Below are 16,505 nucleotides of genomic sequence, written 5' to 3'. Positions count from 1 at the left end.
CGCGCTCCCTTCAGGCAAAAAAATAGCGTTCAAGGGTAACCTTGAACGCTATTTTTGTATCAGTCGTTTTTGACCGGACTCAAGGACGATAGATGATCGCCGAGCCCCACGACAGGCCTACGCCGAAGCCACTGAGCGCAATGCGCTGCCAGTCGGAATCGAGGACGTGTTTTTCCAGCAGCAACGGAATGCTCGACGACACGGTATTGCCGGTCTCGACCATGTCCTTGATGAACTTCTCGGGTTCGCCTTCGAAGCGACGAGCCACGGCATCGACGATCGCCGCACTGCCCTGGTGAATGCAGAATGCATCGATGTCGTCAGCCTTGAGGCCGGAGTCGTCGAGCAGCTCGTGCAAGTGCGCCGGGACTTTGAGCAGCGCGAAGTTGAACACCTGGCGCCCGTTCATGAAGAACACGCCATCGGTGACTTTCAGGTGCGGCGCACCGGAACCGTCGGTGCCAAACTTGGCCTTGCCCAGCGCCCAGGCCGGGGCTTCGCCCATCCAGGTGGCGGTGGCGGCATCGCCGAACAGCATGGTGGTGTTGCGATCTTCGGGGTCGACGATTTTCGAATACGGATCAGCGGTGATCAGCAAGCCGTTCTTCAGGCCGGCGGCTTCCATGAACCCTTTGATCGCGTAGATGCCATAGACATAACCGGAGCAACCCAGCGAAATATCGAACGCCGCCACATTGGTCGGCAGGCCGAGTTTGTCCTGGACGATCGCAGCGGTGTGCGGCAGACCTTCTTCGTCACCGTTCTGGGTGACGACGATCAGCGCGTCGATCGATTCACGCTTCAGTTCAGGGTTGCGGGCGAACAGCGCATTGGCCGCTTCCACGCACAGATCGGAGGTTTCCTGTTCAGCGTCTTTGCGCGGCAGAAAGGCCGAGCCGATTTTACCGAGGATGAATTCTTCATCCTTCTCGAATTTTGCACCTTGTGCGTAATTGTCCACGCCGGCTACAGGAACGTAGCTCGCAATGCTTTTTATGCCAATCATTACGGCTTCCCAATAAAAAACAGCCCAAAACCACCGCTCGCAAGGATTCGAGGGGCGCCGACAAACAGAAAACGGCCGCCACGACGGGCAGCCACAGGGAGCGCAAAGGGCTATCACTGGAACCGATAAACGGCCAGGCGCCATCTCCCCGGTCAATACAATACAGTGAAGATGCGCGTTATGACTCGCAGGTCACGCTATTTTGCCGAATCGGTTGCAGATCGGGTTATTCGACCAACGACCAGTCCAGCGGCGTGCCGCGTTTGATCGCCTGGCGAGCGCGGCGACCAAGGACGGCCTCAGTGTGCTTGGGCGGCAAACCGAGACCAGGACGAATGGCGCGCAGATTGGCGGCGGTGAAGGGCTCACCGGCGGCCATATCGGCGGTGATGTACAGCGAGCGGCGATAGACCAGCGACTTGCGCTCGGCATCGGTGACGCCGTAATGCACCTGGCCCATGGCCTGCCAGGCACGTTCGGTCTCGACCACCAGACTGGCCAGTTCCGCAGGCTCCAGCGAGAAACTGGCGTCCACGCCACCCGCCGAACGGTCGAGGGTGAAGTGTTTTTCCACCACTGTCGCGCCGAGTGCCACGGCGGCCACGGACACGCCAACCCCCATGGAGTGATCGGACAGCCCGACCTCGCATCCGAACAATTCACGCAGGTGCGGGATCGTGCGCACGTTACTGTTGAGCGGCGTTGCCGGGTAAGTGCTGGTGCACTTGAGCAGCACCAGATCCTTGCACCCCGCCTCGCGCGCGGCGCGTACGCTTTCGTCGAGTTCGGCAATGCTGGCCATGCCGGTGGAAATGATCAGCGGTTTGCCGGTCTCGGCGACACGGCGGATCAGCGGCAGATCGGTGTTCTCGAAACTGGCGATCTTGTACGCCGGAACGTCGAGGCTTTCGAGAAAGTCCACCGCCGTATCATCGAACGGCGTCGAGAACGCGAGCATGCCCAACGCTTTGGCCCGGGCGAAAATCGGCGCATGCCATTCCCACGGGGTGTGGGCCTTCTCGTACAAGTCGTACAGCGAAGTGCCGGCCCACAGGCTGTTCGGGTCCTTGATGAAAAACTCGCCCTCGGCCAGGTCCAGGGTCATGGTCCGGGCGGTGTAGGTCTGCAATTTCAAGGCATGCGCGCCCGCCTTCGCGGCGGCCTCGACGATCTGCAGGGCCACCTCCAGCGACTGGTTATGGTTGCCGCTCATTTCGGCAATGATGAACGGCGGCGCATCGGCGCCGATCAGACGATCGCCAATCTTGAAACTACTCATCGCGGTGATCCTTCAAAACCTGGGTGAACGCGCAGGCACTCTGGGTGAATCCGGCGTCACGAAATACATTCAAAGAGGGCCGATTGCCCGGCAAGACCTGCGCGGTAATGGCGGTCAACGGCGACCAGTGGGTACGCACGAACGCCTCGCCGCGCGCCAGTAGCGCCCTGCCCCAACCAAGACCGAACCGTCCTTCCAGCAGATAGAGCGACACTTCGGCCTCGAAGCCACGCAAGTCATAGCGCAGGACGCCGACCGGGCCGTCATCGGCCTCGGCGATCAACAGCAGCCGCTGCGGATTGCGCAGGCTCGCATTCAGCCAGTGCAGATGCTGCGGCCATTCGATCGCGTCACTGTCCAGCGACCAGCGCCGCACGGCCTCGGCGTTGCGCCCCTCGAACAGTAATCGAGCATCGTCCAGGGTCGCCGTACGCAACGTGAGCACCGCACCGGCCAGCGCTGCCGCCACCCGCAACGCGCCGCGCCCGTCCACCAGTTGCCGCGAACGTTCGGCCAGGCTTTGGCGCAGATAGACATTGTCGACGACAAAGCCGATGGCATCGCGCAGTTGCTCGACGCTGACCTGTTCACGGGCGCCCAGGAACACATGCGCCCCGGCTGCCGCCATGGCTTCGCCGTTGGCCTGCTGATTGTTCGAGACCGCGATGCACAGGGTCGGCAGGCCCAGGGCCGCACGCTCCCAACTGGTACCGCCACCGGCGCCGATGAACAGATCGGCGGCGCTCATGCGTTGCTGGAAATCACTGACGAAACTGTGCAGGCGCCAGAGCGGCCGCGTCTCGGCCAAGGCTTGCATCTGTGCCCATGCCGGGTTGTCTGCGCCTGCGACGAAATCCACCTCCAGATCAGTGAAGCCCTGCAGTGCGAGCATCGCGTGATGGGTCTGCATCGCCGCATCGAAACCACCAAAGTTCACCAGCACACGGCGGGCCTTCGGCTTGATCTCGATGGCCGTGCACACGAACTCTTCGCGCAGCATGGCGTAGCGCGGGCCGAGCAAGGTGCGACAGCCTTCGGGCAGCAGCGGCGCATAGTTTTCGCTGAGCCCGGAGAGGTTCTGATTGAGCAGCAGATCGACGCTGTACTGCCGAGTGGCAAGATCGTCCACCGCCGCAATCCGTGGCGCCCACCGCCGGGCGGCGGTTTGCCAGTGATGGTCGAGGCCGTAATGGTCGGCGATGATCCAGTCGAACCCGGCATGCCCCTCCAGCAACGACGCCAGCGCGTCGATATCGGCCTGCCACGGCAGCATCGATTCGATGGCCTGCTGCGGGTCTTCAGCGGGGTAGCGCTCGGGCAAGGCGAAGGTCTCGAAACCCTCGGCATGCAACGCATCGAGCCGATGCCCGGGCAACCTGCGACAGGCAAACGCAACCTGACTGCCCTGCTTGCGCAGCACCCGCGCCAAGGTCAGGCAGCGGGCAATGTGGCCGCTGCCGATGGTCGGCGAGGCGTCAGCGCGGATCAACACTCTCATTACAGTTCTCCGCCAGCCTTCAGTGCGGCGTAAAGGTATTCGGCGCGCTTCCAGTCTTCAAGCGTATCAATGTCCTGCACCAGATGCCGCGGCAGAATCACCGGCAGACTGGCTGGCGAATACAGCACTTCACCGCGCAACCAGGCTTCGCTGCGGCCCCAGTAGAACTGGCCGGCGTCCTGAAAGGCTTCGGGCAGGTCCTGCGAACGGGTGTTGCGAAATTCGGGGTACAACGCGGTGAGCGCGCCCTGCCCGTCCAGCGTCAGCGCCCGCTGCACCGGGAAACCAAAGTTGCACACGGAGAACGCAAAGGCTTTGTCCGGGTGCTGCTCCAGCAGCGCAAATCCCTGACGCAGGAATCGCGCCTGCAACAACGGCGCGGTGGCGTACACGCAGCAGGCGTAATCGAAGGCCGGCAGTTGCTGCAAGGCATGCACGATCACCGCCGCTGTGCCGGTGAAATCATCAGCCAGCGCCGCCGGACGCAGGAACGGCACTTGCGCGCCATGGGCCAGCGCCAGCTCGGCAATTTCGGCATCGTCGGTACTGACCACGACCTGATCGAACAGGCCGCAATCCTGCGCCGTGCGGATTGAGCGGACAATCATTGGCACGCCGTCGAACGGCAACAGATTCTTGCGCGGGATGCGCTTGCTGCCACCGCGGGCCGGGATGATTGCGACACTGTTCAAGGACGTTTTTCCAACAGAAACCAGGTGATGTCGTCGACCGGAAATTGTCGATCACGGTGATAACCAAAACCGTAATCGAGCAACTGCAGATCGGGATAGCGATCAAGCATTTCGCCGGCGAAATCGCGCTTGAACAGCTTCCCGCTGTTACCGCGATACGACACCCCCACCGGCACAGGGTTGTAGTACTCGGCGATCAGAATGTAGCGCTGGCTCAACGCGTACAACTGCGCGTAAGCGGTCGCCAGCAACTCCGGCGCCAGATGGATCAGCACGCCCTTGCTCAGGCTCAGGTCGTACGTGCGCTCGCGAGGGAAGTCGAACAGTGAGCCGTGCCAGATCTGCGCAATGTCCAATGCCCGCGCCTGGGCGCAGGCGTTTTCATTGATCTCGACCCCGAACAGTTCACTTTGCGGCAGCAGTTGATGCAGCGCCTGCAGGTTGTTGCCGGCATTGGTGCCCAGCTCCACCACGCTGTCGATGCGCCCGGCGCGGCTCAGAGCCTTGGCGAACAACGCCAGATTGGCCGCCACCAGCGGCTGCCCGGTGTTGCGTTCAACGTACTGGTTGCCGAAATCGCCCTGCCAGAATTTTTCCTGCTCACTCAGCTCACGCATTGCACAACCCCATCCACCGCCGCAGCGGTCTCTATTCGGTCAACCGCCGCAACTGCTCGACCACATGATCCTGCTGCTCTTCGCTGAGCAACGGAAACAGCGGCAGACTGATCGCTTCAGCGTAATAACGCTCGGCTTCGGGGAAGTCGCCCTCGGCGAAGCCCAGGTCGAGATAGTACGGCTGCAAATGCACGGGAATATAGTGAAGATTGACCCCGATACCGGCGGCACGCAAACCTTCGAATACCTGCCGATGCGTCAGGCCGATGCGCTCGGTCTGCAAGCGCACCACGTACAGATGCCACGCCGACTCCGCCTCTGGCTGAGCGCCGGGCAAGGTCAGCGGCAAGTACGCCAGCAAACGCGCGTAGCGCGCCGCCAGCTCACGACGGCGGGCGATGAACTCGTCCAGCTTGCCCAGTTGCGACAGGCCCAGCGCCGCCTGCAAATCGGTGATCCGGTAATTGAAACCCAGCTCGGTCTGCTGGTAATACCACGGGCCGTGGCTGGGCTCGGTCATCAGGTGCGGGTCACGGGTCATGCCGTGGCTGCGCAGGCGCTGCAAGCGCTCGGCCAGTTGCGCACGATTGGTCAGCACCATGCCGCCTTCGCCACTGGTGATGATCTTCACCGGGTGAAAGCTGAACACGGTCATCGCCGCAAATTCACCGCAACCCACAGGGCGACCGGCGTAGCGGGCGCCCACTGCGTGCGAGGCGTCTTCGATCACGGTGAAATTGTAGCGCTCGGCCAGTTCGGCAATCTTGCGCATGTCGCAGCTCTGCCCGGAGAACGCCACCGCCACCAGCACTTTGGGCAAGCGGCCGTCCTGCTCGGCCTGATCGAGCTTCGCTTCGAGGGCGAAGGCATCGAGGTTCCAGGTCAGCGGATCGATGTCGACGAAATCCACCTCGGCGCCGCAATAGCGCCCGCAGTTGGCCGAGGCCAGAAAGGTGTTCGGCGTGGTCCACAAGCGATCGCCCGGGCCAAGGCCTGCAGCGAGGCAGGCGATGTGCAGCGCCGCCGTGGCGTTGCACACCGCTACCGCGAAATCCGCCTGGCAACGTTCGGCCATCGCCTGTTCGAAGCGCTCGATGCTCGGCCCCTGGGTCAGCCAGTCCGATTGCAGGACTTCGACCACCGCATCGATGTCCGCCTGATCGACGCTCTGCCGACCGTAAGGAATCATACCGAGAGCTTCGCGTGCAGGTCGGCGATCTGCCCGACCGACAGAAAGTGCGGGTTGGTGTCGGAGCGGTATTCGAAGTCCTCGCCCACCGGCCGACCGTGTTCGCCAAGCTTGTCGACGGCAAAATCGACATCGACGCTGGTGAAACGGATCGACGGCTGAATGGTGTAGTGGTCTTCGAACTCCAGCGTCATCCGCGCATCGTCCAGCGGCACCATCAGTTCATGCAGTTTTTCCCCCGGACGAATGCCGACGTTCTTGTGCGGCAACTGCTCGGCCATGCCCCGCGCCAGATCGACGATACGGATCGACGGGATCTTCGGCACGAACACTTCGCCGCCGTGCATCCGCGCAAAGCTGTCGAGGACAAACTGCACGCCGTGATCGAGGGTGATCCAGAAGCGGGTCATGCGCTCGTCGGTGATCGGCAGCTCTGTAGCACCGTCGGCAATCAGCTTGCTGAAGAACGGCACCACCGAACCACGTGAACCGGCCACGTTGCCGTAGCGCACCACGGCAAAACGGGTCTGTTGTTCACCGGCAATGTTATTGGCAGCAACGAACAACTTGTCCGACAGCAACTTGGTTGCGCCGTACAGGTTGATCGGGCTCGCCGCCTTGTCGGTGGACAGCGCGACGACTTTCTTCACGCCGTTGTCGATGGCGGCGGCAATGATGTTCTCCGCGCCATTGACGTTGGTACGGATGCATTCGGTCGGGTTGTATTCCGCCGCCGGCACCTGCTTGAGCGCCGCCGCGTGCACCACGTAGTCGATGCCGCGCATGGCCTGGCGCAGACGCTCGGCATCGCGCACGTCACCGAGGAAGTAACGCATGCACGGCGCGTTGAACGTCTGCTGCATCTCGTATTGCTTGAGTTCATCGCGGGAGAACACCACCACACGCTTGGGCTGGTATTGCTCCAGCAGACGGGCGATGAACTTGCGCCCGAACGAGCCGGTGCCGCCGGAGATGAAGATCGATTTACCGTTGAACATATGCTGATTCCTGTCGGCAGCTCAGGCGAGCAGCTGCGCCCAATTGATCGGGGCACCATCACCCAGGGTGAAACCTTTGCCGGTCAGGGCCAGGTTGGCGTTGTAGGCCGGATCCTGGGCAAAGGCCGCGCTCCATTTTTTGCGCAATGCCGCCAATGCTTCAGGCGCTTGCGGCAGCTCGCCGGTGTGCAGTACCTGCACCAGCGGCGTCCACACGGTGAGGTAACCGGCCTGCCCGGCCTTGAGGCACAGATCAACATCGCTGAAGCCGTCGGCGAAGGTCATTTCGTCGAGACCGCCGAGCGCGTCGAACAGCTCTTTGCGCACCATCAGGCACACCTTCGACACTGCCGAATAGTTCTGCTCGACCGCCAGGCGCTGCATGTAACCTTCGCCAGCGTGTTTCTCGCCGACGAACGCCGAGCCCACGCCATCGTTCAATCCAAGAATCAAACCTGCCTGGGAGATCTTGCCGTCGCGATCCACCAGTTTGGCGCCGACGATGCCGACCTCTGGACGCTGGGCATGATTGAGCAACGACTCGACCCAGTTCGGGTTGACCACTTCACTGTCGTTGGCCAGCAACACCAGGTATTCGCCCTGCGCCTGCTGGCTGGCCGCGTTGTACAGCGCCACTTGATCCAGCGCACGCTCGGCATGCAGCACCCGCACCTTGGCGTTGTGTAGCGTTCCCAGCCAGTCATTGACCTCGGCCGACTGGTTCGGGTTGGCCGCAATCAGCAGCTCATAGCGGGTGTAACGGGTTCTGAGCAGCACGCCCTCCAGGCAGCGTTGCAATGCGGCAAGATCGTCGCCAGCGGGCACGATCACCGAGACCAGCGGCCGCTCGACATGACGATAGTCGATCTGCCAGGTGCCAGGCTGCGTCGAGGTGACTTGAGCCTTGTACCCACGATTGCCCAAGTGGCGCAGCAGCGCCTGACGCTCGTGAGCATTTTCTGCCAGCACCGGTGCCCGGGTGATCAGCAATGGCTCGTCGAGGTGAGCCAGACCGTCGAGGCCGCCCTGCTCGATGATGCGCAGCAGCACATCGAGTTCCAGTGCCTTGCTGAAATCGGCCTGATAACCACCGAGACCCGCCAGCACGTCGCGACGAATCAACCAGTGCCGCGCCATCAGTGACGGAACGCTCTGCAGCAGATCCAGGTTGAAGCCCGGGCGGAACATATCCACCAGCGCACCATTTTCCTGGCGCTGGATTTCATCCGTGGCCACCGCACGCACACCCGGCGCCGCCATCAGTTCCAGGCTGGCACGCAGCAGGCCGGCAGCCGTGAATTCTTCACCCGCCTCAGCCAGCAGCAGCCAGTCGCAGGACGATTGATTGAGGCTCTGGTTGAGCTTGTCGACGAAGTTGCCTTGGGTTACGCGCACAAAGTGCAGCGTATTTTGCGCGGTGGTTGCGGCCGGCGGTTCACCCGTGGTGAAGACCACTACCTTGAAGGCTTTGCTGTGGCCTTCGAGCAAGCTGTCCAGAGTGACCTGCAACTTGTCGATGTCGTTGTCCAGATCGAGCAGGAAAATCCCGAACTGCGGACCGCCACCATTGTCGGCCAGGTGACGGGCAATCGCTGCAGCCTGCTCGGTATCCGGCGTGCGCGCAGCGAGCCACTCGAGCAGTCGGCCGGTCAACATCTTGTCGAATGTCGGCTGATGCCCTTCGAGCAACACCGCGTCCAGACGCGCGACCCAGTCACGCAGCACGGGCGCGTCGCCTTCCTCGTCCAGCGGTTGCAATTGCGCGATCAGACGCTTGATCACCGCGCGATTGAACACGTTGCTGTCGTGCGCCTGCCACAGGCGGTCGAGCACGCTTTCCGGCGTATCGTTGTTGCGTGCCAGCATTAGGCTCTGCTGGCGAGCCCAGATACCTTCCAGCTCCTTGAGCTGAACGCGTCCGGCAGGCATCGCGTGCAGCAGAAACTCGAATTGAGTCAGTTGATCGAAAAACACCTGATTGTAGAACGGCATTTCAACGTATTGCTTCGGACCGAACCGGCGCTGCGGGCCGGTCTCGATATCGATCCATGTCGATTCGAAGATCAGCTCGGCAGTCAGTGCCCGGTTGGTCAGCAGGCTGTCGGCCAGCGTGGCAAAACTCTTCAGAACAAACGCTTTGCCCTGCTGCGGATCCTGATGCTGGAGCTGGGTCGGCAACCCGGCGAGGAATTCGGCAAACGCTTCGCGCCCGGCCACACTCTTGGCGTCCATATAGGCCAGAGAGTGATAGATCTCGGTGTTGTGATCGGACTGCACGTAGTTGATTTCGCGCACGACATACGGGATCGGCAGAATCCGCGCCTTGCCCCGGGCCAGCATGTAATAGGTGTGGCCGACTTCCTGCCACTGGAAGATCGTGTCTTGCGGCATGGCGTTGTACCAGTCACGCAAGATCGCCGTACGCTGCACGGCATAGAACGGCGGCAGGTACTGATGCATGTAATCGAGCAGACGATCCTCGGCCTGATCCGCCGAGTAGTCCTCGCAGACTTTCTTGTCGCGTCGGTAGTAAATGACGCTGTTGGCCAACGTCAGATACATCAGGCTGTAGCCGTGGCACAGGCTGTAATCGGGGTTGGCATCCATGAATGCCACGGCTTCATGCAGGGCGTCATGCACAAGGAAGTCATCGTCGGCAGCAAACACCATGTAAGGCGTTTGCAGCTGCTCGACACCGTAAGCCAGCTTGGCGCGAATGCCCCAGTAGCCGAACTGCGGCAAGTGCTGATAATCCACGTGGGTGAATTCGGCAGGGATGCCCGCCAGCGCCACCGCCGACGAATCCAGCACCAGAATCCTGCACGGCAGGCTGCTGTAGAAGCGAATGGCTCTACGCAGAAACGCCGGGCGTTCGTGAGAGATCAGCACAATGGTCAACTGTTCGTTGAGTGCCAGAGCGGTTCCAGAAGTGTTCTTGCCTTGCATATATTCCCCACAAGCGGCGAGTCGCCGAAAACTCATCGTTGTTTGTCGATTAACGCACGCGACGCAGATAACCATCCGGCGCGACTGTGATCAGCAATTTGCTGTGAATCGCCTGATCGATTTCGAAATCGCGGTTTTCTTCCAGGTACGCCCACACTGCGGTTTTCGGGTTGTCACCCTTGCCCCACGGACGGTCCGGGAACGCATCGGCCGGCATGTCTTCGACCACGGTGTCCATGACCACGCAATAGCTGTCCACCGACACCAGTGGTGCATACAGACGCAGCTCTTCGAGGACGTGCTCGTGGGTGTGGTTGGAGTCCAGCACCACCAGCACTTTCTTGCCCTGTACGCGCTCGCGCACCTGATCAACGATGGCGGTATCGATGCTCGAACCCTGGATCATGCTGATGCGTTTGAACATCGGGTGCGCTTCGATGGCTTCGCGGTTGTGCTGGCGGATATCGATGTCGATGCCCAGCACTTCGCCGTGCCCGATCAGCTCCAGGATCGAGGCGTAGAACACCAGCGAACCACCGTGGGCGATGCCCGTCTCGACGATCACGTCCGGACGCAGGTTCCAGATGATTTCCTGCATCGCGACCATGTCCTGCGGGAACTGAATGATCGGCCGGCCCATCCAGCTGAAGTTGTAGGTGTACTTGTGCCTGGCCGTGGTGCCGACCCAGTCCAGGGACTCGGTCTGCAATGCCTTGTCGTTCTGCAGGCCTTCAATGTTGGCTTTTACTTCTTCGCGAAACTGTTCATGCGGATTCATTGCAACTCTCCAAAAATTCGGGAAACGGCTTACCGGAACACCCTGGCATCCGGGTAAGGCACTGCATGGGTCTTGATGATCCTGGCGGGATTGCCCGCCACGACCGAAAAATCCGGAACATCCTTGGTCACCACTGCACCGGCACCGATGGTCACCCAGCGCCCGATGCGCAGGCGCGGCAGGATCGTGGCGTTGGTCCCGATAAAGGTCCCGTCACCGATTTCCACACAACCTGCGATACACACGCCCGGCGCCATGAACACCGAATGGCCGATCTGCCCTTCATGCCCCACGACACTGCCGGCGCTGATGCTGGTGTTGTCGCCCAGCGTCACTTCGGCCTGCATCAGCACGCCTTCCTGCAGATAACTGCCCTGCCCGATGCGGATCATGCTCAGGTCGATACCCGGATGAACGAACTGCCCCAGGCGCGCACCGGCCTCGACCAACTGACAGGTGGTTTCGTAGCGTAACCGGGTACTGCCGGTGATCAGATTGACGAAGCGCACGTCCTCGCCATTGAGTTCGCCGACGAGTTCGCAACCACCCAGCACCGGCACCCCGTAAAACAGCGTGCCGTGCTTGCGCGGGTCGTTGTCCAGAAAGGCGAACTCGATGTTCGGCGCGCTGCGCTTGACGGCGTGCAGCATGCGCACCGCTTCCGGGTTGGCGGCGCCCAGCAGATAGATCTTCACGAGGTGTGCCTGCGAGCCAGCAGATCCAGCACCACTTGCACCACGCGCTGCTGATCGGCGTCGGTCATGTCGTGATAGCTCGGCAGGTTGAAGGCGCGCTCGGGCAACGCAAACGCCAGCGGTGTGTCGACCCCGTATTCGCTGAACATCGGCAGCGACGACAGCGGCCAGAAAAATACCCGGGCGTCGATGTCGGCAGCCTGGAACGCGGCGATCATTTGCTCGCGGTGGATGCCGGTGTCGGCATCGAACACCACGGTCGGCATCCAGTAGCCGTTGCGGCCATGGGCCGGTTCGGGGTTGAGCGATACACCCGGCACGCCTTCGAGCGCTCGCGCGTAGTTGGCAAAAATCACCCGCTTGCGCTCGATCAACTCGTCAATTCGCTCGACCTGGGCGCAGCCGACGGCGGCCTGCAGGTTGCTCATCTTGTATTTGAAGCCGACAAACTCCGGCCAGAACTGCTTGGTGCAACCCGCCACACGACCATGGTTGGACAGGGTCAGGACCCGCTCATACAAAGCCTTGTCCGAAGTGACGAACATGCCACCCTCGCCGGTGGTCATGGTCTTGGTGCCATGAAACGAAAAGGCCCCGAATGCCCCCAGCGAGCCGGCAGCCTTGCCGCGCCATTGCGAACCGATGGCTTCCGCCGCGTCCTCGATCACCGGGATGCCGAACTCGCGACCGATGGCGAGCAGCGCGTCCATGTCACACAGGTTGCCGTACAGGTGCACCGCGAGAATCGCCTTGGTACGCGGGGTGATTGCGTTTCTGACCAACTGCGGGTCCAGGCACCAGCTGTCGGCCAGCACATCGACAAACACCGGCGTGGCGCCGAGGTAGGTGATCGGCGCCGCCGAGGCAATCCAGTTGGTGTTGGCCAGGATCACTTCGTCGCCAGCGCCGACGCCCAAGGCCGCCATGCCCATGTGCAGCGCGCCGGTGCAACTGGAGGTGGCGATGGCGTAGGTTGCGCCCAGATGCTCGGCAAAACCGTGTTCGAAACGTGTCAGGTATTCGTAGCAACGTGCGCCCCAGCCGTTCTGCACGGCGTCCAGGGCGTACTGCGCTTCGAGCTCGCCAACGCTGGGTTTGGTGTAATGAATTCTGCTCATTGGATGCTCAACTCCGGAACGGCGACGACGAAGCGTACGCCCCATGCCTTGGCCGCAGACAGCTGCTGCGTCACTTCGCTCAACAGGTTCCACGGCAAGACCAGAATGTAGTCAGGCTGCTCCTGGGCAATACGCTCAGGCGCGACAATCGGGATGCGGCTGCCCGGCAGGAACTTGCCCTGCTTGTGCGGGTTGGCATCGGCCACCCAGGCCAGCAAGTCCGGTTTGACCCCGGCGTAGTTGAGCAAGGTGTTGCCCTTGGCTGCCGCGCCGTACCCGACCACGCGCTTGCCCTCGGCCTTGGCCTGCAACAGAAAGCGCAGCAATTGATGCTTGATGCTTTCGGCCGCCGGGGCAAGCGAGGCGTAGTACCCGGCGGTTTTCACCCCGGCCTCCAGCTCGGCCTGCAGTTGTTGCTGCACCGCCGGTTGCACTGCACGACGCTGGCCGTCCTTGCGCTGCACGAATACCCGTAGCGAACCGCCGTGCGTGCTCAACTGGCTGACGTCGAACACTTCCAGGCCATTGCGCTCGCACAGGGTCTGCACCGCCGTCAGCGACAGGTAGGAATAGTGTTCGTGATACAGCGTGTCGAACTGCGCGCCAGCCATCAGCGTCAGCAGTTGCGGGAATTCGAAGGTGGCGACGCCCGTCGGCTTGAGCAACGTGGCGAAACCACCGAGGAAGTCGTTGATGTCCGGCACGTGCGCCAGCACGTTGTTGGCCGCCATCAGGTCGGCGCCCCAGCCTTCGCTGTGCAGTTGCGCGGCGGCGGCGCGACCGAAGAACAGCTCACGAATTTCCAGGCCTTTTTCCCGCGCCGCTTGCGCGGTACTGCGGGTCGGCTCGACGCCCAGGCACGGGATGCCACGACCGGCAACGTACTGCAGCAGGTAACCGTCGTTAGCCGCGATTTCGACCACACGGCTGTCGGCGTTCAGGCCAAAGCGCTCGACCATCTCGGCCACATAGCACTCGGCGTGGGCCAGCCAGGTGCTGGAGAACGAACTGAAGTAAGCGTATTCGGCGTCGAACAGACTGTCGGCGCGGGTGTAGTCCTCGGTCTGTACCAGCCAGCATTGCTGGCACACGGCGACCTTCAGCGGCACCCATTGTTCGGCCTGTTCCAGGCGATCGGCGTGCACATAGGCGTTGGACGGTGGCGAGGTGCCGAGGTCGATCAGCGGCAGGCTCAGCGGTGCGGCGCACCCACGGCAGTTCATAGACGCACTCCAGCAAAGTGTTGATCGAGCGCGGGATGGCTGGAATCACGCGCTGACAAATTATTGACAGGCAACGGCCAGGCAATCGCCAGCCGTGGATCGTTCACCGACAGCCCGCTTTCATGCTCCGGCGCGTAATCGGCGCTGTGCAGGTAAAGCAGTTCAGCGTCGTCGGTCAGGGTCTGAAAGCCGTGGGCGAACCCGGCCGGAATCAACAGACTGCGGCCGTCGCCGGCCTTGAGGTGCTCGGCGTGCCAGTGCAGAAAAGTCGCCGAATCAGGACGCAGATCCACCGCCACATCCCACACTTCGCCACGCAGGCAAGTAATCAGTTTGGCTTCCGGCGCATTGGCATTCTGATAATGCAAACCGCGCACGCTGCCCTTCTCGCGGGTACAGGAATGGTTGATCTGGCGGATGTGAAATTCGCGGCCAAACGCACTCAGGCTGCCTTCGCAGAACAGCCGGGCGAAGTGCCCGCGCTGGTCTTCGAAGCGCTTGTGCTGGACGCTGAACAGACCGGTCAGCGGCAACGCTTTCAAGGAAAACTCGCTCACAGCGCGCCCCGGTACAGGTTCAGTTGGCCGAGGGTAACAGCGCGCATGTCGTCGCCGTTCTGCCACGCCAGGTGCCAGTCAAGGGTCTGGGTCAGGCATTGCTGCAGCGTCCAGCGCGGCTGCCAGCCCAGCACCTGACGGGCACGGCTGCTGTCCAGGCGCAGCAGGCCGGCCTCATGCAGTTCGCTTTTTTCGATGCGCAAACCGCGCGCCTGCGGCCAGCGATTGGCGAGCAGTTCGACCACTTCGCCGACGCTGCACATGTCTGCCTCACCCGGACCGAAGTTCCATGCCCCGGCGTATTCCGGCCCTTGTTCATAGAGGCCGGCAGCCAGTTGCAGGTAACCGGCCAGCGGCTCCAGCGCGTGCTGCCACGGGCGCACGGCTTGCGGGTAACGCAAGGTCACTGGCTCGTCTGCGGTCCAGGCCTTGAGCACGTCGGGAATCAGCCGCTCAGGGGCGAAGTCGCCGCCGCCCAGCACATTGCCGGCACGCGCGGTGGCCAACGCCAAACCGTGCTCGGCGTACTTGTCGGCCGGGAAGAACGACGCGGCATAAGACTGCGCCAACAGTTCGCAGCAAGCCTTGCTGCTGCTGTAAGGATCGTGGCCACCGAGGGCTTCGTCTTCACGGTACGGCCACAGCCATTCCTTGTTGGCGTAGACCTTGTCGGTGGTCACCAGCACGCAGGCACGCACGCAACCGACCTGACGAATCGCTTCGAGCAGGTTCAACGTGCCCATGACGTTGCTGGAGTAAGTCCCCAGCGGATCGCGATAACCTTCACGCACCAGCGGCTGCGCCGCCAGGTGCAGAACGATCTCCGGCTCGGTGTCGGCGATGATCTCCAGCAAGGCGCCAAGATCGCGCAGATCACCGCGCTGATCGTTGATCCCGTCGTGCACCCGCGCCAGTTCGAACAGGCTCGGCGCGGTCGACGGATCAAGGGAAAAGCCGCTGACGTGCGCGCCGAGGCTTTGCAGCCACAGGGTCAGCCAACTGCCCTTGAACCCGGTGTGACCGGTGACCAGTACGCGCTTGCCGCGCCAGAAATCCGCACTCAGTCCCATTGTTTCCATGGAGCCTCCCCGTTCTGCCACAGCGCTTCGAGGTGGTTTTTGTCGCGCAGGGTGTCCATTGGCTGCCAGAAACCGTCGTGCTGAAACGCCATCAGCTCACCGCGAGCGGCCAGACCGTCAAGCGGGCCGGACTCCCACGACGTCGAATCACCCTCGATCAACGGCAGCACCTTGGGCGACAGCACGAAGAAACCGCCGTTGATCCAGCCACCGTCGCCACGCGGCTTCTCGGTGAATCCCAGCACCCGGTCACCCTCACGATCCAGCGCACCGTAGCGTCCCGGCGGTTGTACAGCGGTGACGGTGGCCAGTTTGCCGTGAGTCAGGTGGAAGTCGACCAACGCGCTGATGTTCAGATCGGAAACGCCGTCGCCATAGGTGAAGCAGAAGGCTTCCTCATTCTCCAGATAGCGCGCGGCGCGCCCCAGGCGGCCACCGGTCATGGTCTCTTCACCGGTGTCGATGAGTGTCACACGCCATGGCTCGCTGTAATTCTGGTGCACGTCCATGCGGTTTTCACGCATGTCGAAGGTCACGTCGGAGGTGTGCAGGAAGTAGTTGGCGAAGAAGTCCTTGATCGCGTACCCCTTGTAGCCCAGGCAAATCACGAAGTCGTGAATCCCGTGCGCGGAGTACTGCTTCATGATGTGCCAGAGAATTGGCTTGCCACCAATCTCGATCATCGGCTTGGGCTTGAGGTGCGACTCTTCACTGATACGCGTGCCCAGACCACCCGCCAAAATAACTGCCTTCATCATCTCCCCTCTTGTTCGTCACAGGGCTGCGCGTCGCTTTCTTGAGCTCTGCAGCCTTCTGGCTAAACCTTTCTG

15 protein-coding genes are annotated in these 16,505 nt (G+C 62.0%); all 15 read right to left on the bottom strand.

The features are described 5' to 3' along the window. Nucleotides 1-79: 79 nt before the first annotated feature. Nucleotides 80-1,006 (bottom strand): ketoacyl-ACP synthase III, encoded by a 927-nt coding sequence (locus tag AC1UK9_RS08080; protein ID WP_025111952.1) that lies wholly within the window; start codon nucleotides 1,004-1,006, stop codon nucleotides 80-82. Nucleotides 1,007-1,232: 226 nt separating this feature from the next. Next, nucleotides 1,233-2,285, bottom strand: a complete 1,053-nt coding sequence (pseI, locus tag AC1UK9_RS08075; protein WP_482579816.1) for a pseudaminic acid synthase — start codon at nucleotides 2,283-2,285, stop codon at nucleotides 1,233-1,235. After that, nucleotides 2,278-3,783 carry a UDP-2,4-diacetamido-2,4,6-trideoxy-beta-L-altropyranose hydrolase gene (gene pseG, locus AC1UK9_RS08070; protein ID WP_482579815.1) on the bottom strand — a complete coding sequence of 502 codons (1,506 nt, stop codon included), beginning with the start codon at nucleotides 3,781-3,783 and terminating at the stop codon, nucleotides 2,278-2,280. The genes pseI and pseG overlap by 8 nt, the downstream gene beginning before the upstream one ends. Continuing rightward, nucleotides 3,783-4,475 (bottom strand): pseudaminic acid cytidylyltransferase, encoded by a 693-nt coding sequence (gene pseF, locus AC1UK9_RS08065; protein WP_025111955.1) that lies wholly within the window; start codon nucleotides 4,473-4,475, stop codon nucleotides 3,783-3,785. The genes pseG and pseF overlap by 1 nt, the downstream gene beginning before the upstream one ends. Then, nucleotides 4,472-5,092, bottom strand: coding sequence for a pseudaminic acid biosynthesis-associated methylase (locus AC1UK9_RS08060; RefSeq protein ID WP_025111956.1), 621 nt, complete (start codon nucleotides 5,090-5,092; stop codon nucleotides 4,472-4,474). Before AC1UK9_RS08060 ends, pseF begins: the two co-directional genes overlap by 4 nt. Nucleotides 5,093-5,123: 31 nt before the next feature. Next, nucleotides 5,124-6,281, bottom strand: coding sequence for a UDP-4-amino-4,6-dideoxy-N-acetyl-beta-L-altrosamine transaminase (pseC, locus tag AC1UK9_RS08055; protein WP_482579814.1), 1,158 nt, complete (start codon nucleotides 6,279-6,281; stop codon nucleotides 5,124-5,126). After that, nucleotides 6,278-7,279 (bottom strand): UDP-N-acetylglucosamine 4,6-dehydratase (inverting), encoded by a 1,002-nt coding sequence (gene pseB / locus AC1UK9_RS08050; RefSeq protein ID WP_025111958.1) that lies wholly within the window; start codon nucleotides 7,277-7,279, stop codon nucleotides 6,278-6,280. The genes pseC and pseB overlap by 4 nt, the downstream gene beginning before the upstream one ends. A gap of 21 nt (nucleotides 7,280-7,300) precedes the next feature. Continuing rightward, on the bottom strand, nucleotides 7,301-10,225 hold the full coding sequence (locus tag AC1UK9_RS08045) for a TIGR00180 family glycosyltransferase (protein ID WP_482579813.1): 2,925 nt from the start codon (nucleotides 10,223-10,225) through the stop codon (nucleotides 7,301-7,303). A gap of 49 nt (nucleotides 10,226-10,274) precedes the next feature. Then, the gene (locus AC1UK9_RS08040) at nucleotides 10,275-11,003 is read right to left on the bottom strand and encodes a cephalosporin hydroxylase family protein (RefSeq protein WP_025111960.1); all 729 of its coding nucleotides are present in this window, start codon (nucleotides 11,001-11,003) and stop codon (nucleotides 10,275-10,277) included. A gap of 29 nt (nucleotides 11,004-11,032) precedes the next feature. Continuing rightward, the gene (locus AC1UK9_RS08035; protein WP_025111961.1) at nucleotides 11,033-11,698 is read right to left on the bottom strand and encodes an acetyltransferase; all 666 of its coding nucleotides are present in this window, start codon (nucleotides 11,696-11,698) and stop codon (nucleotides 11,033-11,035) included. Continuing rightward, entirely contained in the window at nucleotides 11,695-12,816 is a 1,122-nt protein-coding gene (locus AC1UK9_RS08030; RefSeq protein WP_473014831.1) for a DegT/DnrJ/EryC1/StrS family aminotransferase, read from the bottom strand. Before AC1UK9_RS08030 ends, AC1UK9_RS08035 begins: the two co-directional genes overlap by 4 nt. Beyond that, nucleotides 12,813-14,039: a methyltransferase domain-containing protein gene (locus AC1UK9_RS08025; protein ID WP_482579812.1), complete on the bottom strand. Its 1,227-nt coding sequence runs from the start codon at nucleotides 14,037-14,039 to the stop codon at nucleotides 12,813-12,815. The genes AC1UK9_RS08030 and AC1UK9_RS08025 overlap by 4 nt, the downstream gene beginning before the upstream one ends. After that, complete coding sequence (rfbC, locus tag AC1UK9_RS08020; RefSeq protein ID WP_025111964.1) at nucleotides 14,036-14,596, bottom strand: dTDP-4-dehydrorhamnose 3,5-epimerase; 561 nt, start codon at nucleotides 14,594-14,596, stop codon at nucleotides 14,036-14,038. Before rfbC ends, AC1UK9_RS08025 begins: the two co-directional genes overlap by 4 nt. Further along, nucleotides 14,593-15,675 carry a CDP-glucose 4,6-dehydratase gene (gene rfbG / locus AC1UK9_RS08015; protein WP_482579811.1) on the bottom strand — a complete coding sequence of 361 codons (1,083 nt, stop codon included), beginning with the start codon at nucleotides 15,673-15,675 and terminating at the stop codon, nucleotides 14,593-14,595. The genes rfbC and rfbG overlap by 4 nt, the downstream gene beginning before the upstream one ends. Continuing rightward, on the bottom strand, nucleotides 15,657-16,430 hold the full coding sequence (gene rfbF / locus AC1UK9_RS08010) for a glucose-1-phosphate cytidylyltransferase (protein WP_025111966.1): 774 nt from the start codon (nucleotides 16,428-16,430) through the stop codon (nucleotides 15,657-15,659). Before rfbF ends, rfbG begins: the two co-directional genes overlap by 19 nt. Nucleotides 16,431-16,505 lie beyond the last annotated feature (75 nt).

Source organism: Pseudomonas sp. AK-TSAG1-1, assembly GCF_056821665.1.
This window is presented reverse-complemented; position numbering and strand designations above follow the sequence as displayed.